The sequence below is a fragment of the Segatella copri genome, from assembly GCF_949820605.1.
GTDB lineage: Bacteria > Bacteroidota > Bacteroidia > Bacteroidales > Bacteroidaceae > Prevotella.
Genome location: NZ_CATKVU010000006.1, coordinates 3057385 through 3075000 on the forward strand (window position 1 = coordinate 3057385; position 17616 = coordinate 3075000).

At 44.1% G+C, this 17616-nt stretch carries 13 protein-coding genes, 2 tRNA genes and 1 rRNA gene; 7 read left to right on the plus strand and 9 right to left on the minus strand.

The genetic code is table 11. From position 1 onward, the window contains the following. Positions 1–780: 780 nt before the first annotated feature. Together RCO84_RS13770 and RCO84_RS13775 are read left to right on the plus strand one after the other, a co-directional pair. Positions 781–1296, plus strand: a complete 516-nt coding sequence (locus tag RCO84_RS13770; protein WP_317585410.1) for a hypothetical protein — start codon at positions 781–783, stop codon at positions 1294–1296. A 298-nt stretch (positions 1297–1594) separates the two neighbouring features. Next, the gene (locus tag RCO84_RS13775; RefSeq protein ID WP_317585411.1) at positions 1595–2368 is read left to right on the plus strand and encodes a TlpA family protein disulfide reductase; all 774 of its coding nucleotides are present in this window, start codon (positions 1595–1597) and stop codon (positions 2366–2368) included. 220 nt (positions 2369–2588) lie between these two features. On the opposite strand, the gene RCO84_RS13780 is transcribed toward RCO84_RS13775, so the two are convergent. Beyond that, positions 2589–3506, minus strand: coding sequence for an IS982 family transposase (locus tag RCO84_RS13780; protein ID WP_118142112.1), 918 nt, complete (start codon positions 3504–3506; stop codon positions 2589–2591). A gap of 121 nt (positions 3507–3627) precedes the next feature. On the opposite strand from RCO84_RS13780, the gene RCO84_RS13785 reads away from it, so the two are divergent. Next, complete coding sequence (locus RCO84_RS13785) at positions 3628–4833, plus strand: IS256 family transposase (protein WP_287870909.1); 1206 nt, start codon at positions 3628–3630, stop codon at positions 4831–4833. A gap of 146 nt (positions 4834–4979) precedes the next feature. Here the strand turns inward: RCO84_RS13785 and RCO84_RS13790 are convergent, their stop codons facing one another. From RCO84_RS13790 to trhA, 8 genes are all read right to left on the minus strand, one after another. Further along, positions 4980–6098 (minus strand): efflux RND transporter periplasmic adaptor subunit, encoded by a 1119-nt coding sequence (locus RCO84_RS13790; RefSeq protein WP_144155168.1) that lies wholly within the window; start codon positions 6096–6098, stop codon positions 4980–4982. 156 nt (positions 6099–6254) lie between these two features. Beyond that, entirely contained in the window at positions 6255–7502 is a 1248-nt protein-coding gene (locus RCO84_RS13795) for an ABC transporter permease (RefSeq protein WP_144155170.1), read from the minus strand. Between the two features lie 76 nt (positions 7503–7578). Further along, positions 7579–8868, minus strand: coding sequence for an ABC transporter permease (locus tag RCO84_RS13800; protein ID WP_317585412.1), 1290 nt, complete (start codon positions 8866–8868; stop codon positions 7579–7581). Positions 8869–8954: 86 nt separating this feature from the next. Beyond that, entirely contained in the window at positions 8955–9671 is a 717-nt protein-coding gene (locus RCO84_RS13805) for an ABC transporter ATP-binding protein (RefSeq protein WP_144155174.1), read from the minus strand. Between the two features lie 161 nt (positions 9672–9832). Further along, on the minus strand, positions 9833–10204 hold the full coding sequence (locus RCO84_RS13810) for a GntR family transcriptional regulator (RefSeq protein WP_006848205.1): 372 nt from the start codon (positions 10202–10204) through the stop codon (positions 9833–9835). Positions 10205–10223: 19 nt separating this feature from the next. After that, positions 10224–11066, minus strand: a complete 843-nt coding sequence (locus RCO84_RS13815) for a hypothetical protein (RefSeq protein WP_144155178.1) — start codon at positions 11064–11066, stop codon at positions 10224–10226. Positions 11067–11079: 13 nt separating this feature from the next. Further along, positions 11080–11904: an ABC transporter ATP-binding protein gene (locus RCO84_RS13820; protein ID WP_234564726.1), complete on the minus strand. Its 825-nt coding sequence runs from the start codon at positions 11902–11904 to the stop codon at positions 11080–11082. A gap of 233 nt (positions 11905–12137) precedes the next feature. Then, positions 12138–12794, minus strand: coding sequence for a PAQR family membrane homeostasis protein TrhA (gene trhA / locus RCO84_RS13825; RefSeq protein ID WP_118081821.1), 657 nt, complete (start codon positions 12792–12794; stop codon positions 12138–12140). Between the two features lie 327 nt (positions 12795–13121). Here trhA and RCO84_RS13830 point away from each other — a divergent pair, with 327 nt between their 5' ends. The 4 genes from RCO84_RS13830 to RCO84_RS13845 all read left to right on the plus strand — a co-directional run bounded on the left by RCO84_RS13830 (position 13122) and on the right by RCO84_RS13845 (position 17616). Then, entirely contained in the window at positions 13122–15317 is a 2196-nt protein-coding gene (locus tag RCO84_RS13830) for an alpha-galactosidase (RefSeq protein ID WP_264956859.1), read from the plus strand. Between the two features lie 464 nt (positions 15318–15781). Next, a 16S ribosomal RNA gene (locus tag RCO84_RS13835) occupies positions 15782–17313 on the plus strand. A 133-nt stretch (positions 17314–17446) separates the two neighbouring features. Beyond that, positions 17447–17520 (plus strand) — tRNA-Ile (locus RCO84_RS13840). 19 nt (positions 17521–17539) lie between these two features. Further along, positions 17540–17616: transfer RNA gene (locus RCO84_RS13845), tRNA-Ala, on the plus strand.

Consider the following 17616-nt stretch of genomic DNA (forward strand, 5'->3'; position numbering starts at 1 on the left):
GGTGCTCAATATATGCAAGCCAAAATTGAGAAAAAGTGAAAGCTTTACTTGGCAGCAGAATTGAAGAAACTTGGGTACAAAGTTAGTCTTGAGAAAAAAAGGAAGCAACAAAATCTTGAGACAACACTATCTTAGGCCGATTTTTACTGGAACACCCATAGTCCGATTATGAAATTGGTCTCAACAGTTAAGCGGCAAAGACTGTGACTTATGGACACGTGTATGAAACTTTTAAATCTTAGCTGTTACATAAAAATGCCGTACTTTACAGTCGCACTTATAGGTATTATGAGTGCTATTCTTTCTTGTGTCTAATACTTACATAAATATAAATTTAGTGTAAAACATATGTTCTACAGTAATGTAGGACGATAATAATTTACGTATGAAAAAAATAAAAACTTATATTGTATTACTTTTATGTGCAATATTACTTTCTTGTACAGAATATGTTGGTAATAATGTATTACAAGAAAGCGAACCAAAAGTAATAGAGAATTTGACTTCTTATAATGATAGTTTAATGTTGTCATCAAAAAAACTCGTGTATCTACTAGGAGATTACTTTATTACCTAAGTGTAGCGAGTGCTGATGCTGGTGGCGCATATAATGGTGGGCAGGCTGGGTTAAAAGTTGGGGCACTTATAGGACAACCTCATATTGGAGCAGCGATAGGTGCTGTTTGTTGTGGAGGATATGCTTCTTATATGTGTCACCGTTTGTTGTCAGATGCAAATGTAACTAGGGGAGTAAGTACTCCCAATTTAAATTTGAAGGCAATGGATATAGCTGCAGCTTATGCTCCAGTATTGAGCGAGGAAAAGGTAATTGAGAAAAATCGTACAGATAATATTTATTTAAATGATGTGTCTGTAGATATAAAAGATATTGGTGCAAAACATAATTTGTTGTTAAGTAATTTGCAAACCAATCACTTTGAAAAGAAAAGTGTTAAGGAAAATTTGACATCAGAAGAATTATGCATTTTGAATTCTGATGAATTTGAAATTAAAATGGACAGTACTGTAAATCAACTTCAAATGTCTGTACAAGATGGAAAAATAGTGCAAATTAGTGGTAACGATATTCCTGCTAAGGTAATGAATCTTTTTTTTGAAATATTCACCAATTATCCAAATGACGAAAATGATGTAGGAATGGTAGTTTCAAGATACTTAAAAGAGATAGATTTAGATGCTAGCTTTTCAGAATTGGATAGAATACTAATTCGTCAAGCATTAAGTGTTGCTGTTTCTAGTTTTGAATATTGGAGTAATTATGACAAAAATAACTAAATATACAATACTGATTTTTTTAGTAGCTTTACAAGTTGTCTATTTAATAGAAATAATTGAAAGGGTTATTTTAAATAAATGGAGTGATATATTCTTTCCATGTATTTTTTCTTTATTTATTTGGAATGCTATCTATATATTTTACAGAAAGGCAAAATAATAAAAGGCCGCAAGTTACCAATACGAATAAAAGTTAAAAGTGCGTTTCTTTAGTTTACCCAATGGTAAGAGTTGCGTATTTTCTAATAAGAATAAGTATGTAGGAAACATATATAAGAGATATACAATGGAAAAGAAAATGATAAAACAAATGATGATGGCGTTGCTTTTGGCGATGATGCCTTTTGCTGCAAGCGCACAGGAAACTCCTGTCGTACAGGAACAAGCAGATAGTTTGCTGTCTCCTAGTATAATGGTGAATCGACATTTCTATGTCAAGGATTTGCCTTTGGATGTATCGAAGGTAAAGTCTATGTCAGCCATCAAGTATGGAGAAAATGGCAACTTGATGATTTTTACGATGTATCCCAACTTTACTATACCTAAGGAATGGGAAAAATATGAGATACCTCGCAGTAGAGTGAAATCTCTATCAGAGATAGAAGACCAAATAGAGACCAATCAGCAGATGTTTTCTTTGACGAGGCATAACGAGAATACTGACACATTGTGTGGCAAGCCGTTGCCTGGTTCCTTTACTTTGCACGATTTGAACGGAAAACTTTGGACAGAACAGTCGCTCAAGGGACATAAGGTAGTTATCAACGCATGGTATTCAGGCTGTGGACCTTGTTTGCGAGAAATGCCTATCCTTTCGGAGTGGAAGAATAAGTATCCTAATGTGATATTTCTCTCTGTAAACTTCGAGAAAGCTGATAAGGTAAGGAAGATAACGGAGGCACGTGGCTTCAATTGGACTCATCTTTATGGTGATAATTATTTCGTGAAATTTGTTGGCTCAGGCGGTTTCCCTCTCTTCATCGTCCTAGGTGAGGATGGCTTGATACGTTATATGGTAAATGGTACCAATGAGAAGATACGTCAGGATATTTTGAACGTTATCAATAAGTAGTAAAAGCCAAAGGGGGCATGAACACAAAATGCGAGAGTGTAAACTAAACTGTGTCAAGCTACAATAAAAGTAGTTTAACACAGTTTTTACCTCAGTTCGGGATAACGAGCTCTATCTAAAGGCTTTATAATGTTTTTATATAAGGGACACAGAGGCTTGGCAACCATCTATATATCTTGGATGGTTGCTGAGACAAAATCCTCATGTAAAATATGCAATGTTAGAAAAGACTAAGCTGTTTCGTATCTTCGATAACGTATCCAGTAAGTGCCTTGGGCTTGTTGTCAAAGAAACAGTATGCCCCTAATGCAGAAATAATATTTATGATGAAATTCGCAACAGACCTGTGACGTGAATGTACTATCTGAGCCGTATTTTTCAACAGGTCATTAATCGTTTCAATGATGTATCTTTTGCGTAGCATCATCTTGTCATAGAACGGCATTAGTTTGTTCTTCATGTTCACTCTCAGTCCTGTTACCAACTGGATGCCTTCCTCAAAAAGCGAATCGAAAAGTTTTTGCGAGATATAGCCTTTATCTGCAAACAGCTTACCATACAGACGTTTAGCCAACACATCGAATACCGTTGGATCTTTGTCGCTAACGTTTGCACCAGTGAGAACAAAAGCAATTATCTCACCTCTATCATTACAAGCCAGATGTAGCTTGAACCCATGACACCATCCCATTGTTCCCTTTCCGTTTGTGGCAATGCCTTTGAACACTTTGTTGGCATAACGCCTGAGATTGTGGCATATTGGTATCATGGTTGAATCAACAAAGGTTATACCTGTACATCTGCCAAAAGCACGGAGATTCAGGAAGAACATAAGAGGGAAGAATACGCGACTTTCAAGTTCTACAAAACGGTTATAAGACACCGCATTTGGAAAATATGACTTCAAAGTTCCTCTAATAAAAAATAGGTAATAATGCTTGAAGTTTCGGAACGAGCCGAAATGGAAATACAGCAAAATCGTCATGATTTCACTATCAGATAAAGAGGCTTTACGTCGTCTGCGCTTTACTCCATCTTCACCCAAAAGCAATTTTCCTGCATTTTCAGCATCAAAAACTTTGTAAAATTCATCAATAATACAAAATAATTCTGTAACTTTGTCCTTGGTAATCTCCATAATGATATCTTTTTATGTTTGTAACTAATTGGATTTCAACTACAAAGATACAAAAAATATCGGAGATTACCAACTTTTTTAGGCACTATTTCTTATCCCGAACTGAGGTAGTTTTTATATTATGGACAACTTAGAAATTGATTACAAGAAAGCAGCTCAGCAGTTGCGTAGTGGTGAAGCCTTATTTGGCAAGGACGGAGCATTAGCTCCATTGTTAGAGCGTATTCTCAACTCAGCTCTCGAAGGTGAGATGGACGCTCATTTAAGTGAAGAGGAACGCTCTTCCGGCAATCGTCGTAATGGTAAGATGAGTAAGAAGGTTCAAACAAAATATGGTGAGGTCACTATAGAGACTCCTCGTGACCGAGACGGAACTTTCCAACCTGAGACCGTAAAGAAGCGTGAGACTATTCTTGCCAATGGCATGGCAGACCAGATTATTGAGATGTACGCCATGGGCACCAGCACACGTGACATCAGCAGCTACTTTGAGCGTGAGTTCAACACAACTCTATCAGCCGATACTATCAGCTCTATAACAGACCGTGTATTACCCGAAATCACCGCCTGGAAGTCTCGCATGCTCGATCCTGTATATGCCATTTGCTGGCTTGATGCTATCCATTATAAGGTAAAGGATGAGAATGGCAGAGCTGTCACACGAGCCATTTACAACATTCTTGGCATCAACAAGGAAGGCCAAAAAGAACTGTTAGGTATGTATGTGTCTAAGAGTGAAGGAGCTAACTTCTGGCTAGAAGTTCTTACGGATCTTCAGAACCGTGGTGTTCGAGACATCTTGATTTGTTGTATTGATGGTCTCAAAGGCTTCCCGGATGCCATCCAAAGCGTATTTCCTGAGAGTTCTGTGCAGCTCTGTATTGTCCATCAGATACGCAATTCTATCAAGTATGTTGGCAGTAAGCATCAAAAGGAGTTTATCAAGGATTTAAGAACAGTATATGGTGCAGTAAACAAAGACTCCGCTGCTGCTAATTTAGACCTGTTAGAGTCTAAGTGGGGAGAGATGTACCCAATTGTCATCAAGTCATGGCGTGACAATTGGGAACGTCTGACAGAGTATTTCCAATATACTCCAGCCATCCGTAAACTCATTTATACGACCAATACGGTTGAGGGGTATCACAGACAGGTAAGAAAGGTCACAAAGACTAAAGGGGTCTTTCCTACGGATAATTCTTTGGAGAAGCTTGTGTACTTAGCTTACCGCAACATCCGTAAGAAATGGACTATGTCACTGGCAAATTGGGGACAAATTTCTCAACAATTGGCAATAAAATTTGGAGATAGATTTAAAATTATGTAACTTTGCAGCCGAAAAGGCTTCCCTGCTGGGGGCATGCCCCCAGCAGGGAGTGGGAATGAAAGTTAAGAACAAGCCTTGACACAGTTTAAATTACACCCCCCAAAATGCCCCCTTTGGCTTTTACTACTTATTCTATACTGCTAAGATTATTCTTCATCATCCTTGTTGTCTGCCACAACCTGCGGACCTCTTACCTTGTCCTTCAGGCTCAGACCTTTCTTGATTTCTATGTTCACACCATCGCTCAAGCCGGTGGTTACCTGCTTGCGCTCGTAGGTCTTCTTCTCGCCGCTGCCCTTTACGATATAGACAAAGGTGCTGTCGCCGCTGAATTCGATGGCACTCTCCGGAACGGTGATCACGTGGTTAGCCTTTGCCAATACTATCTCGGCGTTGGCACTATAGCCGGAACGGATCTTGCCGCCCTTTACTGAGCGGACGGCTGCCTTTACCTCAAACTGGTTGGCGCCATTGTTCTCTACAGCCTTTGGAGAAATATACTCCAGGTCGGCATCAAACTTCAGGTCCTGCATCGCTCCGATGGTAATCTTCATCGGCATTCCTACTACCAGGTTGCCCACCTCGGTTTCGTCGATGTTGCCACGGAAGATGAGGTCGTTCATGTTTGCCACGCTGGCGATGGTGGTTCCGTCATTAAAGGTGTTGGCAAGAATCACGGAGTTACCCACCTTGACAGGAATATCAAGGATAATTCCCGAAATGGTAGAACGGATGAGGGTGGAAGAGGCGCTGGCGTTGCTCTTGGAAACACCATCACGAACCACTTCGAGCGCATCCAGGGCGGCAACTTTCTCCTCCTTCGCCTGCTGCAACGACTGTTTTACCTTATCAAACTCATCGGCGCTGACCAGCTGTTTCTTGAAGAGCTGTTCCTCGCGACCATAATCCACCTGTGCCTGTTTCAGGTTGATTTCAGCAAGGCGCACGCGTGCTTGCGCCGAACTGAGCTGTCCCATATCCGGAATCACCTTTACCTTGGCGATAACCTCGCCCGCCTGAACATAATCACCAGCTTCTTTGCAAATCTCGGTGATGATACCGCTAATCTGAGGCTTTACGCTCACCTCGTTGCGAGGCTCAATCTTACCCGTGATGACGGTAGTTTTCAAAACATCAGCCATCTTAGGAGTAAACTCAGTATACTCCACAGGCTTAGGCTGCGATTTCTCATAAAGGAACACGAAGGTTCCGATGAAAATCAAGGCGACAATCGCCGCAACAATCAACTTTGAATACTTTTTCATATCGTAAGTTTAAGTGAAGAGTGAAGAACGAAGAGTGAAGAATTCAATTGCTTTACTTTCGTCTTTCATTCTTATTTCGTTAATATTATTATTTGTCAGGAGTTATCATTTAGAGGACAAGTGAATTCTTCACTCTTCACTCTTCGTTCTTCACTCCTATTCGTCTCTCATCGCATCTACCGGTTTGATGCTCATGGCTCGCCATGCAGGGGCGAGTCCGGCTAGGCCGCCGAGAATGCAGATGAGGATGGCAGAAGAGATGGCCGTCCAGAAATCTACCTGGAAGTGGGCGGTAAGAATGCCATCCGTGGAACTTCCTACTTCCAGCATTTGCAGGATGGCAACACCGAAGAGAATGCCGCTCATGCCGGCTACCAGGGTGAGGAGAATACTCTCGGAGATGATTTGCGAGAGAATCATCTTAGGCGTGGCTCCGATGGCTCGGCGGATGCCTATCTCGGTGGTTCGCTCCTTTACCGTTACCATCATGATATTGGAAACTCCGATGGCGCCGGCGAGAAGGGTGCCGATACCCACCAGCCAGATGAGGAAGTTGACGCCCTTAAACAGGTTGTCGAGCATCTGGAAGAGAACTTCGGTATTGAACACCATGATGCCCTTTTCGTCCGTAGGGTCGATGCTGTGGGCTCTTGCCACGGTTTCTCTCATCCGCTGGGCAATGCTGCTCATTACTACGCCCGGTTTGCCGGTGGTGGCTATGATGTCTACTGCCTTACCCCGGTTATAAGCGCTGCGCAAAACCGATTGGGGCAAGGTGATGGTTTCATCGGCACGACCGCCGAAGTTCACGCCGTTGCCCGAGCGGTAATCTACGCCTATCACCATATAATAGGTAGAGTCTACTCTTACGCTCTTGCCGCACGGATCACCGCCGCCAGGAAAGAGATTCTTGTAAATCTGTTTGCCGATGACGCAAACCTTGCGCTGCTGGCGCACATCCATCTCGTTGATGTATCTGCCGTAAAACATCTGTGGTGCAGAAACTTTGGCGTAGTCAGGATTTACGCCCTGGGTGCTGCCGCTGAATTTCTTGTCTCCAAACACCACCGACTTGTTGCCGCCGAAGAGCAGCGGGGTGATGACATCGAGTTCGGGCACCTGGTGGCGCAATCTGTCCAGGTCTTTCTCTTCCATCTGCCAGGAGCGCCCCTTGTTGAATCCCTTGTAGGGTTTGGTGGTGTTCTGCGCCCAGATGATAGCGGTGTTGGTGGCAAAGCCTGTGAAGTTGTTTTGCAGCATCTCCTTCAGTCCTTGTCCGCCACCCATCAGGGCGATGAGCATAAACACGCCCCAGAACACGCCGAAGCCCGTAAGCAGACTGCGGCTCTTGTTCCTCGTGATGGTGTCGAGAATCTCTTTATATGTATCTAAATCTAATCGCATAGCCTATTCTATATATATAATAAGGTGTAAGCAAGAATGAATTCAACATTTAACACTTAACATTCAACATTTTGCATTACTCCGCTCTCAGCGCTTCTATCGGTCGGATTCTTGCAGCCTTGATGGCTGGGATGAGTCCGGCGATGGTGCCTGCGATGACGATGGTGATGGTGGCGCCGATACAGGTGCCGATGCCCACCGTAGGGTTCACAAACATGGCGGCTTTAAACAGTCCGGTATCTACGGTGGTGTGACCGATGGTTGCATCCATGATTTCGTTTGCCGCCACACCGCAGACCATTCCGATGTAGCCGAAAAACGAGGTGATGATGATGCTCTCGGTAATGATGAGCTTCAGTATCGACCAAGGCTTGGCTCCGATGGCTTTTCTTACGCCAAACTCTCGGGTTCGCTCCTTCACGGTGATGAGCATGATGTTGCTTACGCCCACGATTCCGCTCAGCAGGGTGAACAGACCTACTATCCAGAGTGCCGTCTGCATGATGGCGATTCCCTGGTTCATTTGGATGTTGTCCATGTATCGGTTCCATAGCCAGATGGTACGGTCGTCATCAGGTGCAGCCTGATGGTTGTTGTTGATGCTGGCGCGGTAGTTCTTTTCAAACTGCTTATTGTCCTCCCTGGTCTTCAGGTTCTTGATGGTGAACTCCAGACTTCCCGCATCATCGCCCTTGGCGTAGATGGTCTTTATGGTGGAGTAGGCGATGAAGGCTTCGGTATTATTGCGCGATTCATCATCCTTGTAGATTCCCACCACCTGGAAGTTGAGGTTGCTGATCTTTACGTTCTTGCCCACCAGCGAATGGTAGTCTTTGCAGAGTTCCTTGGCCTGGCTTCGGCTCAGCACCACATTCTTGCGCTGCTCCTTCATATCGATTTCGTTGATGAATCGTCCGGCAATCAGCTCCGTCTTGTCGATTTTGGGATGTGTAGGAGCCACACCCACCAATGACTGGCTTGCCACATAATTATCGCCATAGTTGATGTTCACGTTATACTGTTCCAGTCTTCCGCCCACATCATCTACGTATTGACCATAGGTCTTGTTGCTGATGAGGATATCCTTGTCGTTGAGCGTGATGCTTCTTCCTTCTTTCAGTCCCTTGTAAGCCTTGGAGGTTTCGCCCGGGAATACTCGCATGGAGTTGGCTAGGAATCGGGTGCTTTGCTGCAACTGGGCATTAATCAGTCCGTTGCCGGCGCCCAGCAGGAATATCAGCATGAAGATTCCCCAGGCAACGGCAAATCCCGTGAGCGAAGTGCGGAGCTTGTTGCGCTTCGACGTGCTCCAAACCTCTGAGAGGAGTGAAGAGTGTAGAGTGAAGAGTGAAGAATTCATATGCATTGTGTATTGTTTTAAAAATTAATAACCCCGAAGAGATGTCAGAGAAAGACAATTGGATTCTTCACTCTTCACTCTTCGTTCTTCACTTACTTTACGTAGTCTTTCGATACGAGATGATGGTCTCTGTTGTCTTCGATGCTTCCGATGAGTCCGTCCTTGATATGGATAACCTTATCGGTCTCGTTGGCAACACCACTTTCGTGGGTTACCACCACGATAGTCATTCCCTCCTTCTGGTGCAGTTCCTTCAGCAGGTCCATCACTTCCACGCTCGTTTTGGAGTCGAGGGCTCCGGTAGGCTCATCGGCTAGGATGATTTCGGGTTTGGTGATGAGGGCACGGGCGATGGCTACACGCTGCTTCTGTCCTCCCGACATCTCGTTGGGATAATGGTTGGCCCATTGCTTCAAGCCCAGTTTGTCGAGATATTCCATTGCCAGTTCGTGGCGCTTCTTGCGGCTCACGCCCTGGTAGAAGAGTGGAAGCTCCACGTTTTCCACCGCCGTCTTGAACGAGATGAGGTTGAACGACTGGAAGATGAAGCCGATCATCTTGTTGCGGTATTCGGCAGCACGGGTTTCCGAGAGGTCTTTGATGAGCACATCATTGAGTCGGTATTCTCCCGTATCGTAGTTGTCGAGAATACCCAGTATATTTAATAAGGTGGATTTTCCCGAGCCGGAAGCACCCATGATGCTGACGAACTCGCCACGTTCGATGTCGAGGTCGATGCCCTTCAGTACATGGAGTGGCTGAGCACCCTGGTAGGTCTTGTTGACGCCTTTTAGATGAATTAATGACATGTTACTTTCGTTTTATGGATATCAATTTAAACCATTAGACGCTTGCAACTTTCAGAAAGTTGCAAGCGTAACTCTTTTTTTAAAACGTTATTACATACACCTTATTATATATAAGGCAAAAACAGAAGCTATAAATATATATTTGAGGATGAATAGTGTCATCATATCTTTATCTTTTTGAGATTCTTCTCCAACTCTTCCTTCACTTCATCGATGGAGATGTCGAGAAGCTGCATTTGTCGGGCGAGTTCCGGGAGTCTTTCTTTCATAAACTCCTTCTTGCGGGTCTTCTTAATCTGCTTCTTGGCTCCTGCGGAAACAAAGTAGCCTAGGCCTCGCTTGTTGTAGATAATCTCATCGGTGGCAAGCAGGTCGTATGCCTTCACGGTTGTGTTGGCATTTACCTCCAGCAGTACGGCATATTCCCTGACGCTCGGTATTCGCTCGTCCTCCTTGTACTTGCCCGCCAGAATTTCATCGCTCAATCGTTCGGCTATCTGTACGTATATTGCTTTATCATTACTGAAATTCATAATCTTCAATTTTAATTTCTTAGATGTTGATCCACTTGTTGCAGATAACCTGCATACGGGTGAAGAGCTTGTAGGATGCCCAATAGTTGAAGGCAGCCAAAGCCAGGAAAACAAAGAATGCTGTAATTGTTATACAATAGTCAGCTGTGGAACCATTGCTGAAGTTAATATGACTGAAGAAATCAAAAACTCCAGCTTCTCCTAATTTGTTGATTATGTATCCCAAAATCATACTAAGAAGAATGCCCGTGCAAGCTGTTAGCAATACAGGCAGCTTGCGATAGAATGTTCCGCCAAGTGTTGCGAAAGAATGGGAAAATAGTATGAATGAATAGAAGGTAATCCATTTCAGCCAGTCGTTGTCGAAAGGGTGAATTGTGGGAATAATATGGCTGAGCACAGCCCAGGTGATGCTGATATGAAAATCTGGAGTGATGATGAAACTAAAGATGAACTGTATAACATCGGCCAAGATTACTGCTGCAAAAAGTTGAACCAAAACACCGATACTCATCATGAGTAGTCGGGCCACAAACTTCTCTAGATTACAAGCAGGAAGCATCAGGAAACTCTCTCTTTGCAATTTAGTCTTCATGTTATTGAATATACAACTTGCCAAGACGTAGAACGCGATGAATGCTATTACAGAAAAGAACATGCAAACACTTACCTGGTATTGATGACCAGCCAGCTCTACATCGGTTGAGTTAAGCCAATATCTCATGCTAAAAAGTCGCAATACACAATAGATGGAAATGCCGATGGCGAGACCTGCTGTAGCTCCAAGATGACGCTGCCAGTTGGTGAGAATATCCCAACGAAGTACCATGCTTAATCTATGTAAATCGAAATTCTTTTTCATAATCGTCTAATTTTTAATCGTTTAATTTTCCATTAATTACTGCATTGAAGAGCAACTCCAGGTTCATCTGTGTTTCCTGTTTTCCCTCCTGACGCTTGCAGATGGCGGCATTGCCCTGCAGGGTTGGCTCGGCGTAGAGCACGGTGTCGTCCATTTCCTGTGGGTTGCGATATTCGAAGGTGTATTTCTCGCAGATGTTTGAAATAGATGCGTCGAGCAGAAGCTGGCTCTGGTTCATGATGATGATGTGGTCGAGCAACGACTCTACATCGTGCACCTGATGAGTTGAGATGATGAGGGTGCGGTCTTCCGTCATGTTGTTGGCGATGACCTTACGGAACTGGCTCTTCGATGGGATATCGAGACCATTGGTTGGCTCGTCCATCAGAAGAAAGCGGGTACCCGTGGCGAGTGCGAAACTCATGAATACCTTCTTCTTCTGTCCCATCGAGAGTTCGTTCAACTTGAGAGAGAGTGGTAAATCAAAATCCTTGAGGCAACGGTCCAATACTTCCTGCGAGAAGTTTGGATAGAATCCCTGGTTCATCTTCACGTAGGTGGCGAGGGAAACGTTGGGCAGTTCAAACTCTTCGGGCACCATGAAGATGTCCTTCAGCATCTCGGCTTTGCGATCTTGTGCCGAAATGCCATCCACGAGAACGGTACCTTGTTGCTGGCGGAGCAATCCGCTGATGAGGTAGAGCAGGGTGCTCTTGCCTGTACCGTTCTTACCAAGCAAGCCATAAATGTTGTTCTCCTTGAGTTCCAAAGAGAAATCTCTAAATACAAGGTGCTTGCTACCTGGGTATCTGAAATCAATGTCTTTAATCTGTATCATAATCTTTAATGTTTTAGTGTACTACTTCAATAGAACACTGCAAAGGTATGCTTTTCTGCGATAAGTTCCAAACTTTTGGGCAATTATTTTCATACTTTAACGTATTGTTAACAATTCCACCTTATTATTTATAAGAAGAGTATGATATGGATGAATGTCTTATAATATAGAACTTTATAAAAAAACAAAGGCATCAGAAAGCGAAAACTTCCCGATGCCTTTTATTAAGTCGTTTAGATATATTTCATGAGAATATCCCAAACTGCAATGATGTGGCAGATACTACCAGCTAAAACGAAGAAATGGAACACGGAATGCATGTATTTCTTCTTGTTAATACTGTAGAATACGGCGCCCGTAATGTAGCAGACGCCTTCGGCAATAATCCACCAGACTGTGGCGGCGGATACGGAGTCTATCAAAGGTTTGAAGGCAACCAGTACCGACAATCCCATGCCTACAAAACAGATGGTCTCCAGGTTGCTGTGATCCTTGAGTCTGGCAAAACTCATGATGGTTCCGGCAATGGCGCAAGCCCAGATAAAGATAAAGAGGCTCCATCCCCAATATCCCTGGTCTCGCATCGCAATGAGCGTGATTGGCGAGTAAGAACCGGCAATATGCCAGTAGATGGCGGCATGGTCCCATTTGCGCAGTCGCTCCTTCCATTTGCTCCAGGCAGAAACGGCATGGTAAACCGTTGAGGCGATGTAAGACATCAACATACCGAACAGATAGAGGATAACTCCCGCCGTAGCCCATCCATTATGCATCGTAAAGCACCAATATAAGAAGATTGCTCCCACGACAAAGCCCATCAGGATACCTCCTGCATGCGACCATGAGTTCCAAAGTTCTTCTTTATGACTGAAATGTATCTTTAGTTTCATATCTCTATATATCTTTTCGTTACACATTCTGCTGATTTTGAAAAATAGGGCATTCAAACCACTATACCTAAATCGTTATCAGCTATAATATTGCAAAGATACTAAGAATTTCTTAAAGTGGACTATCTTTTAGGAATTCTTTCGATTTCTAAAGTGTTTTCTTTGCTTTATTTGCTGATTGTTTGTCCTTTTCTGCTTTCTTCGAAAAATAAATCAAAAAAGTATTGGAATGTATTGGATTTTTTTATAATTTTGCGATGTGAAAATGAGAAATCATCTCTCACAAAATAGAAACTATAAACGCAACTAATAATTTGGAAAGGTAATATGAAGTTAAAATCAATTGCACTTATATTGATGACTGTCGCACTTCCGGCGATGGCAGAAAAAGTATCTGTAAATACAAAGGGTATGTCGCTCATTCTCGATGTTGAGAATGGAAAACCTGCCCAGTATCTCTATTTCGGTACAAAGTTGAATCCTAACGATTTGCAGAATCTGAAGGTCGCTACTGATGGCCGTATGGATGCTTATCCGGCTTACGGACTGAATACTCCAGCTGAAGCGGCGCTTGCCATGCGTCATAGTGATGGCAATCTTTCAACTGCACTCGTGGCTACGGGCTGTGATGTGAAGAACGAAGGAAATGCTTCTGTTACGACCGTTCATCTGAAAGATCCTGTATATAATATAAAGGTAGATTTGAAGTATCGTGCATACAATGATGTTGATATGATTGAGGCATGGACCGAGATTCTGAATGGTGAAAAGGGTACTGTTACCCTGACTACCTTTGCATCGGCTATGCTTCCTATCCGTCGTGGAGATGTCTGGATGAGTCATCTTTCCGGTACTTGGGCAGCAGAGGGACAGTTGAGTCATGAAAAACTGCAGCCAGGAGAATTTGTAATTCGAAACAATGATGGTACCCGCAATTCGCATACCGATCATGCAGAAGTCATGTTCTCGCTCGATGGTAAAGGACAGGAAAATGCGGGTAATGTTATTGGTGCAGCCTTGGTTTATAGCGGAAACTATAAGCTGAAGACGGTTACCGATGATACCGAATATCATTATTTCTTTGCCGGTATTAATGAACAGAATTCTGAATATCATCTTAAAAAAGGTGAGACTTTCAAAACTCCTGCACTCGCTTTGACTTATTCAACGCAGGGCTTGAGCGGTGCAAGTAGAAACTTCCATAAATGGGGACGCAAATATATCTTGGCACATGGAGATAAGGAGCGTGATATCTTGCTCAACTCTTGGGAAGGTGTTTATTTCGACATCAACCAAAAGGGAATGGACCAGATGATGGCTGATATCCATAGTATGGGTGGTGAACTCTTCGTAATGGATGATGGATGGTTCGGAACCAAATATCCTCGTGTTACTGATAACTGTGCACTCGGCGACTGGGTGGTTGATACCAAGAAACTTCCTAATGGCATTGAAGGCTTGCTGAGCGATGCCAGGAAAAACCAGGTAAAGTTTGGTATCTGGATCGAACCGGAAATGACCAATACTACCAGTATGCTCTATGAGAAGCATCCTGATTGGGTTATCAAGGCTCCTAAGCGAGATGCTGTTCTGGGCCGTGGCGGTACTCAGCTGGTGCTCGATCTCTCAAATCCAAAAGTACAGGACTTTGTTTTCGGTGTAGTAGACAATTTACTTACTAAATATCCAGATATAGCCTACATCAAGTGGGATGCCAATATGCCTATTATGAATCATGGCAGCCAATATTTGTCTGCAGCCGATCAGAGCCATCTCTACATCGCTTATCATCAGGGATTTGCGAAGGTTATTGACCGTATTCGTGCTAAGTATAAGGATGTGGTGATTCAATGTTGCGCAAGTGGCGGTGGTCGTGCCAATTGGGGCATGCTCCGTGGTTTTGATGAGTTTTGGGTAAGTGATAATACGGATGCCATGCAGCGTATTTATATGCAGTATGGAACCAGCTATTTCTTCCCAGCCATCGCCATGGCAAGTCATATCTCTGCTGTGCCAAATCATACCGTATTCCGCACTACTTCTTTGAAGTATCGTATTGATGTAGCTATGAGCGGACGTCTTGGAATGGAAATCCAGCCAAAGAATATGACGGATGAGGAGAAGGCTCTCTGTCGAAAGGCTATCTCTGAATACAAGGAGATTCGTCCTGTTGTTCAGTTTGGCGACCTTTATCGTTTGGTTTCTCCGTACGATAATCAGGGCTTATCTTCTATTATGTATGTTAGTGAAGCAAAAAACAAGGCTGTCTTCTATTGGTGGAAATTGGCGAACTTCTATAATGTTCATTTGCCAAGAGTTAAGATGGCTGGTTTGGATGAGAATAAGATGTATAAGGTAAAAGAACTTGATGTAATTGATAACAAGCCTCTTGATTGTGAGGGAAAATCTTACTCAGGTAAGTATCTTATGGAACATGGCTTGGAAATGCCGTATGTTCATGAGGTAGACTGGGGTAAGAAGAACGACTGGTCGTCTCGTGTTCTCTATTTGGAGGCAGAATAGTTTTCTGGTACCATTTATGTATATGCGCATGCTTGTGTGCCCACACGCAGATATGAGCGCGTGTATGTATATAATAAAGTGTTTGGTATCAAAATAAGTGCAAAATAAGATGAAAGTGTTAAAATACTGTTAATTTCAAAACTTTTTCCGGAAAATGTTTGGCGGTTTCGGAAAATGTTTGTACTTTTGCACTCGCTTTTGAGAAATACGCTTTCTCTTAGCGATTAAAGAAAGAGTTCTTTGAAAGATTTTACATAAACAGACAAGTAGTACAAGAAGCGGTTTTGGATTACACCTTATTATATATAGGGAGTATGAAGGAACTGGGTAAAAGAAACGAACCGTCAAGCAATTGACAAGTCAGGTTTACTAAGCTTCAATAAACGAAAAGGATATTCGTCCTAAGTACAGACAACAAACACTTCGCTAGACTTTCGGGTATAGCAAAGTAAAAATGATATTTTACAATGGAGAGTTTGATCCTGGCTCAGGATGAACGCTAGCTACAGGCTTAACACATGCAAGTCGAGGGGAAACGATATTGGAAGCTTGCTTCCGATAGGCGTCGACCGGCGCACGGGTGAGTAACGCGTATCCAACCTGCCCATCACTTGGGGATAACCTTGCGAAAGTAAGACTAATACCCAATGATATCTCTGGAAGACATCTGAAGGAGATTAAAGATTTATCGGTGATGGATGGGGATGCGTCTGATTAGCTTGTTGGCGGGGTAACGGCCCACCAAGGCGACGATCAGTAGGGGTTCTGAGAGGAAGGTCCCCCACATTGGAACTGAGACACGGTCCAAACTCCTACGGGAGGCAGCAGTGAGGAATATTGGTCAATGGGCGAGAGCCTGAACCAGCCAAGTAGCGTGCAGGAAGACGGCCCTATGGGTTGTAAACTGCTTTTATAAGGGAATAAAGTGAGAGTCGTGACTCTTTTTGCATGTACCTTATGAATAAGGACCGGCTAATTCCGTGCCAGCAGCCGCGGTAATACGGAAGGTCCGGGCGTTATCCGGATTTATTGGGTTTAAAGGGAGCGTAGGCCGGAGATTAAGCGTGTTGTGAAATGTAGACGCTCAACGTCTGCACTGCAGCGCGAACTGGTTTCCTTGAGTACGCACAAAGTGGGCGGAATTCGTGGTGTAGCGGTGAAATGCTTAGATATCACGAAGAACTCCGATTGCGAAGGCAGCTCACTGGAGCGCAACTGACGCTGAAGCTCGAAAGTGCGGGTATCGAACAGGATTAGATACCCTGGTAGTCCGCACGGTAAACGATGGATGCCCGCTGTTGGTCTGAATAGGTCAGCGGCCAAGCGAAAGCATTAAGCATCCCACCTGGGGAGTACGCCGGCAACGGTGAAACTCAAAGGAATTGACGGGGGCCCGCACAAGCGGAGGAACATGTGGTTTAATTCGATGATACGCGAGGAACCTTACCCGGGCTTGAATTGCAGAGGAAGGATTTGGAGACAATGACGCCCTTCGGGGCCTCTGTGAAGGTGCTGCATGGTTGTCGTCAGCTCGTGCCGTGAGGTGTCGGCTTAAGTGCCATAACGAGCGCAACCCCTCTCCTTAGTTGCCATCAGTTGAAGCTGGGCACTCTGGGGACACTGCCACCGTAAGGTGTGAGGAAGGTGGGGATGACGTCAAATCAGCACGGCCCTTACGTCCGGGGCTACACACGTGTTACAATGGCAGGTACAGAGAGACGGTCCCTTGCAAAATGGATCAAATCCTTAAAGCCTGTCTCAGTTCGGACTGGGGTCTGCAACCCGACCCCACGAAGCTGGATTCGCTAGTAATCGCGCATCAGCCATGGCGCGGTGAATACGTTCCCGGGCCTTGTACACACCGCCCGTCAAGCCATGAAAGCCGGGGGCGCCTAAAGTCCGTGACCGTAAGGAGCGGCCTAGGGCGAAACTGGTAATTGGGGCTAAGTCGTAACAAGGTAGCCGTACCGGAAGGTGCGGCTGGAACACCTCCTTTCTGGAGAGACGAATTTCCTGTAGAAGATTTAGGGACAGGACTTAAAAGTTCGCTTCTCTTCTTGTACGCACCATCTGTTTAATTAAATAAGAGATAGAGAATGTTCGGCAGAGATGCTACTCTTTACCAACACAGTCCTATAGCTCAGTTGGTTAGAGCGCCACACTGATAATGTGGAGGTCGGCAGTTCAAATCTGCCTGGGACTACTTCTTTACTTCTCGATTTGGGGGATTAGCTCAGTTGGCTAGAGCACCTGCTTTGCAAGCAGGGGGTCAACGGTTCGAATCCGTTATTCTCCACCA

What these genes read in the sequence shown, in the direction of transcription:
- RCO84_RS13800 (WP_317585412.1), bottom strand. Translation starts at nt 8,868, where the DNA reads ATGCATATGAATTCTTCACTCTTCACTCTACACTCTTCACTCCTCTCA.
- RCO84_RS13770 (WP_317585410.1), top strand. Translation starts at nt 781, where the DNA reads ATGGATATAGCTGCAGCTTATGCTCCAGTATTGAGCGAGGAAAAGGTA.
- RCO84_RS13815 (WP_144155178.1), bottom strand. Translation starts at nt 11,066, where the DNA reads ATGAAAAAGAATTTCGATTTACATAGATTAAGCATGGTACTTCGTTGG.
- RCO84_RS13830 (WP_264956859.1), top strand. Translation starts at nt 13,122, where the DNA reads ATGAAGTTAAAATCAATTGCACTTATATTGATGACTGTCGCACTTCCG.
- RCO84_RS13790 (WP_144155168.1), bottom strand. Translation starts at nt 6,098, where the DNA reads ATGAAAAAGTATTCAAAGTTGATTGTTGCGGCGATTGTCGCCTTGATT.
- RCO84_RS13805 (WP_144155174.1), bottom strand. Translation starts at nt 9,671, where the DNA reads ATGTCATTAATTCATCTAAAAGGCGTCAACAAGACCTACCAGGGTGCT.
- RCO84_RS13785 (WP_287870909.1), top strand. Translation starts at nt 3,628, where the DNA reads ATGGACAACTTAGAAATTGATTACAAGAAAGCAGCTCAGCAGTTGCGT.
- RCO84_RS13810 (WP_006848205.1), bottom strand. Translation starts at nt 10,204, where the DNA reads ATGAATTTCAGTAATGATAAAGCAATATACGTACAGATAGCCGAACGA.
- RCO84_RS13775 (WP_317585411.1), top strand. Translation starts at nt 1,595, where the DNA reads ATGATAAAACAAATGATGATGGCGTTGCTTTTGGCGATGATGCCTTTT.
- RCO84_RS13795 (WP_144155170.1), bottom strand. Translation starts at nt 7,502, where the DNA reads ATGCGATTAGATTTAGATACATATAAAGAGATTCTCGACACCATCACG.
- RCO84_RS13820 (WP_234564726.1), bottom strand. Translation starts at nt 11,904, where the DNA reads ATGATACAGATTAAAGACATTGATTTCAGATACCCAGGTAGCAAGCAC.
- trhA (WP_118081821.1), bottom strand. Translation starts at nt 12,794, where the DNA reads ATGAAACTAAAGATACATTTCAGTCATAAAGAAGAACTTTGGAACTCA.
- RCO84_RS13780 (WP_118142112.1), bottom strand. Translation starts at nt 3,506, where the DNA reads ATGGAGATTACCAAGGACAAAGTTACAGAATTATTTTGTATTATTGAT.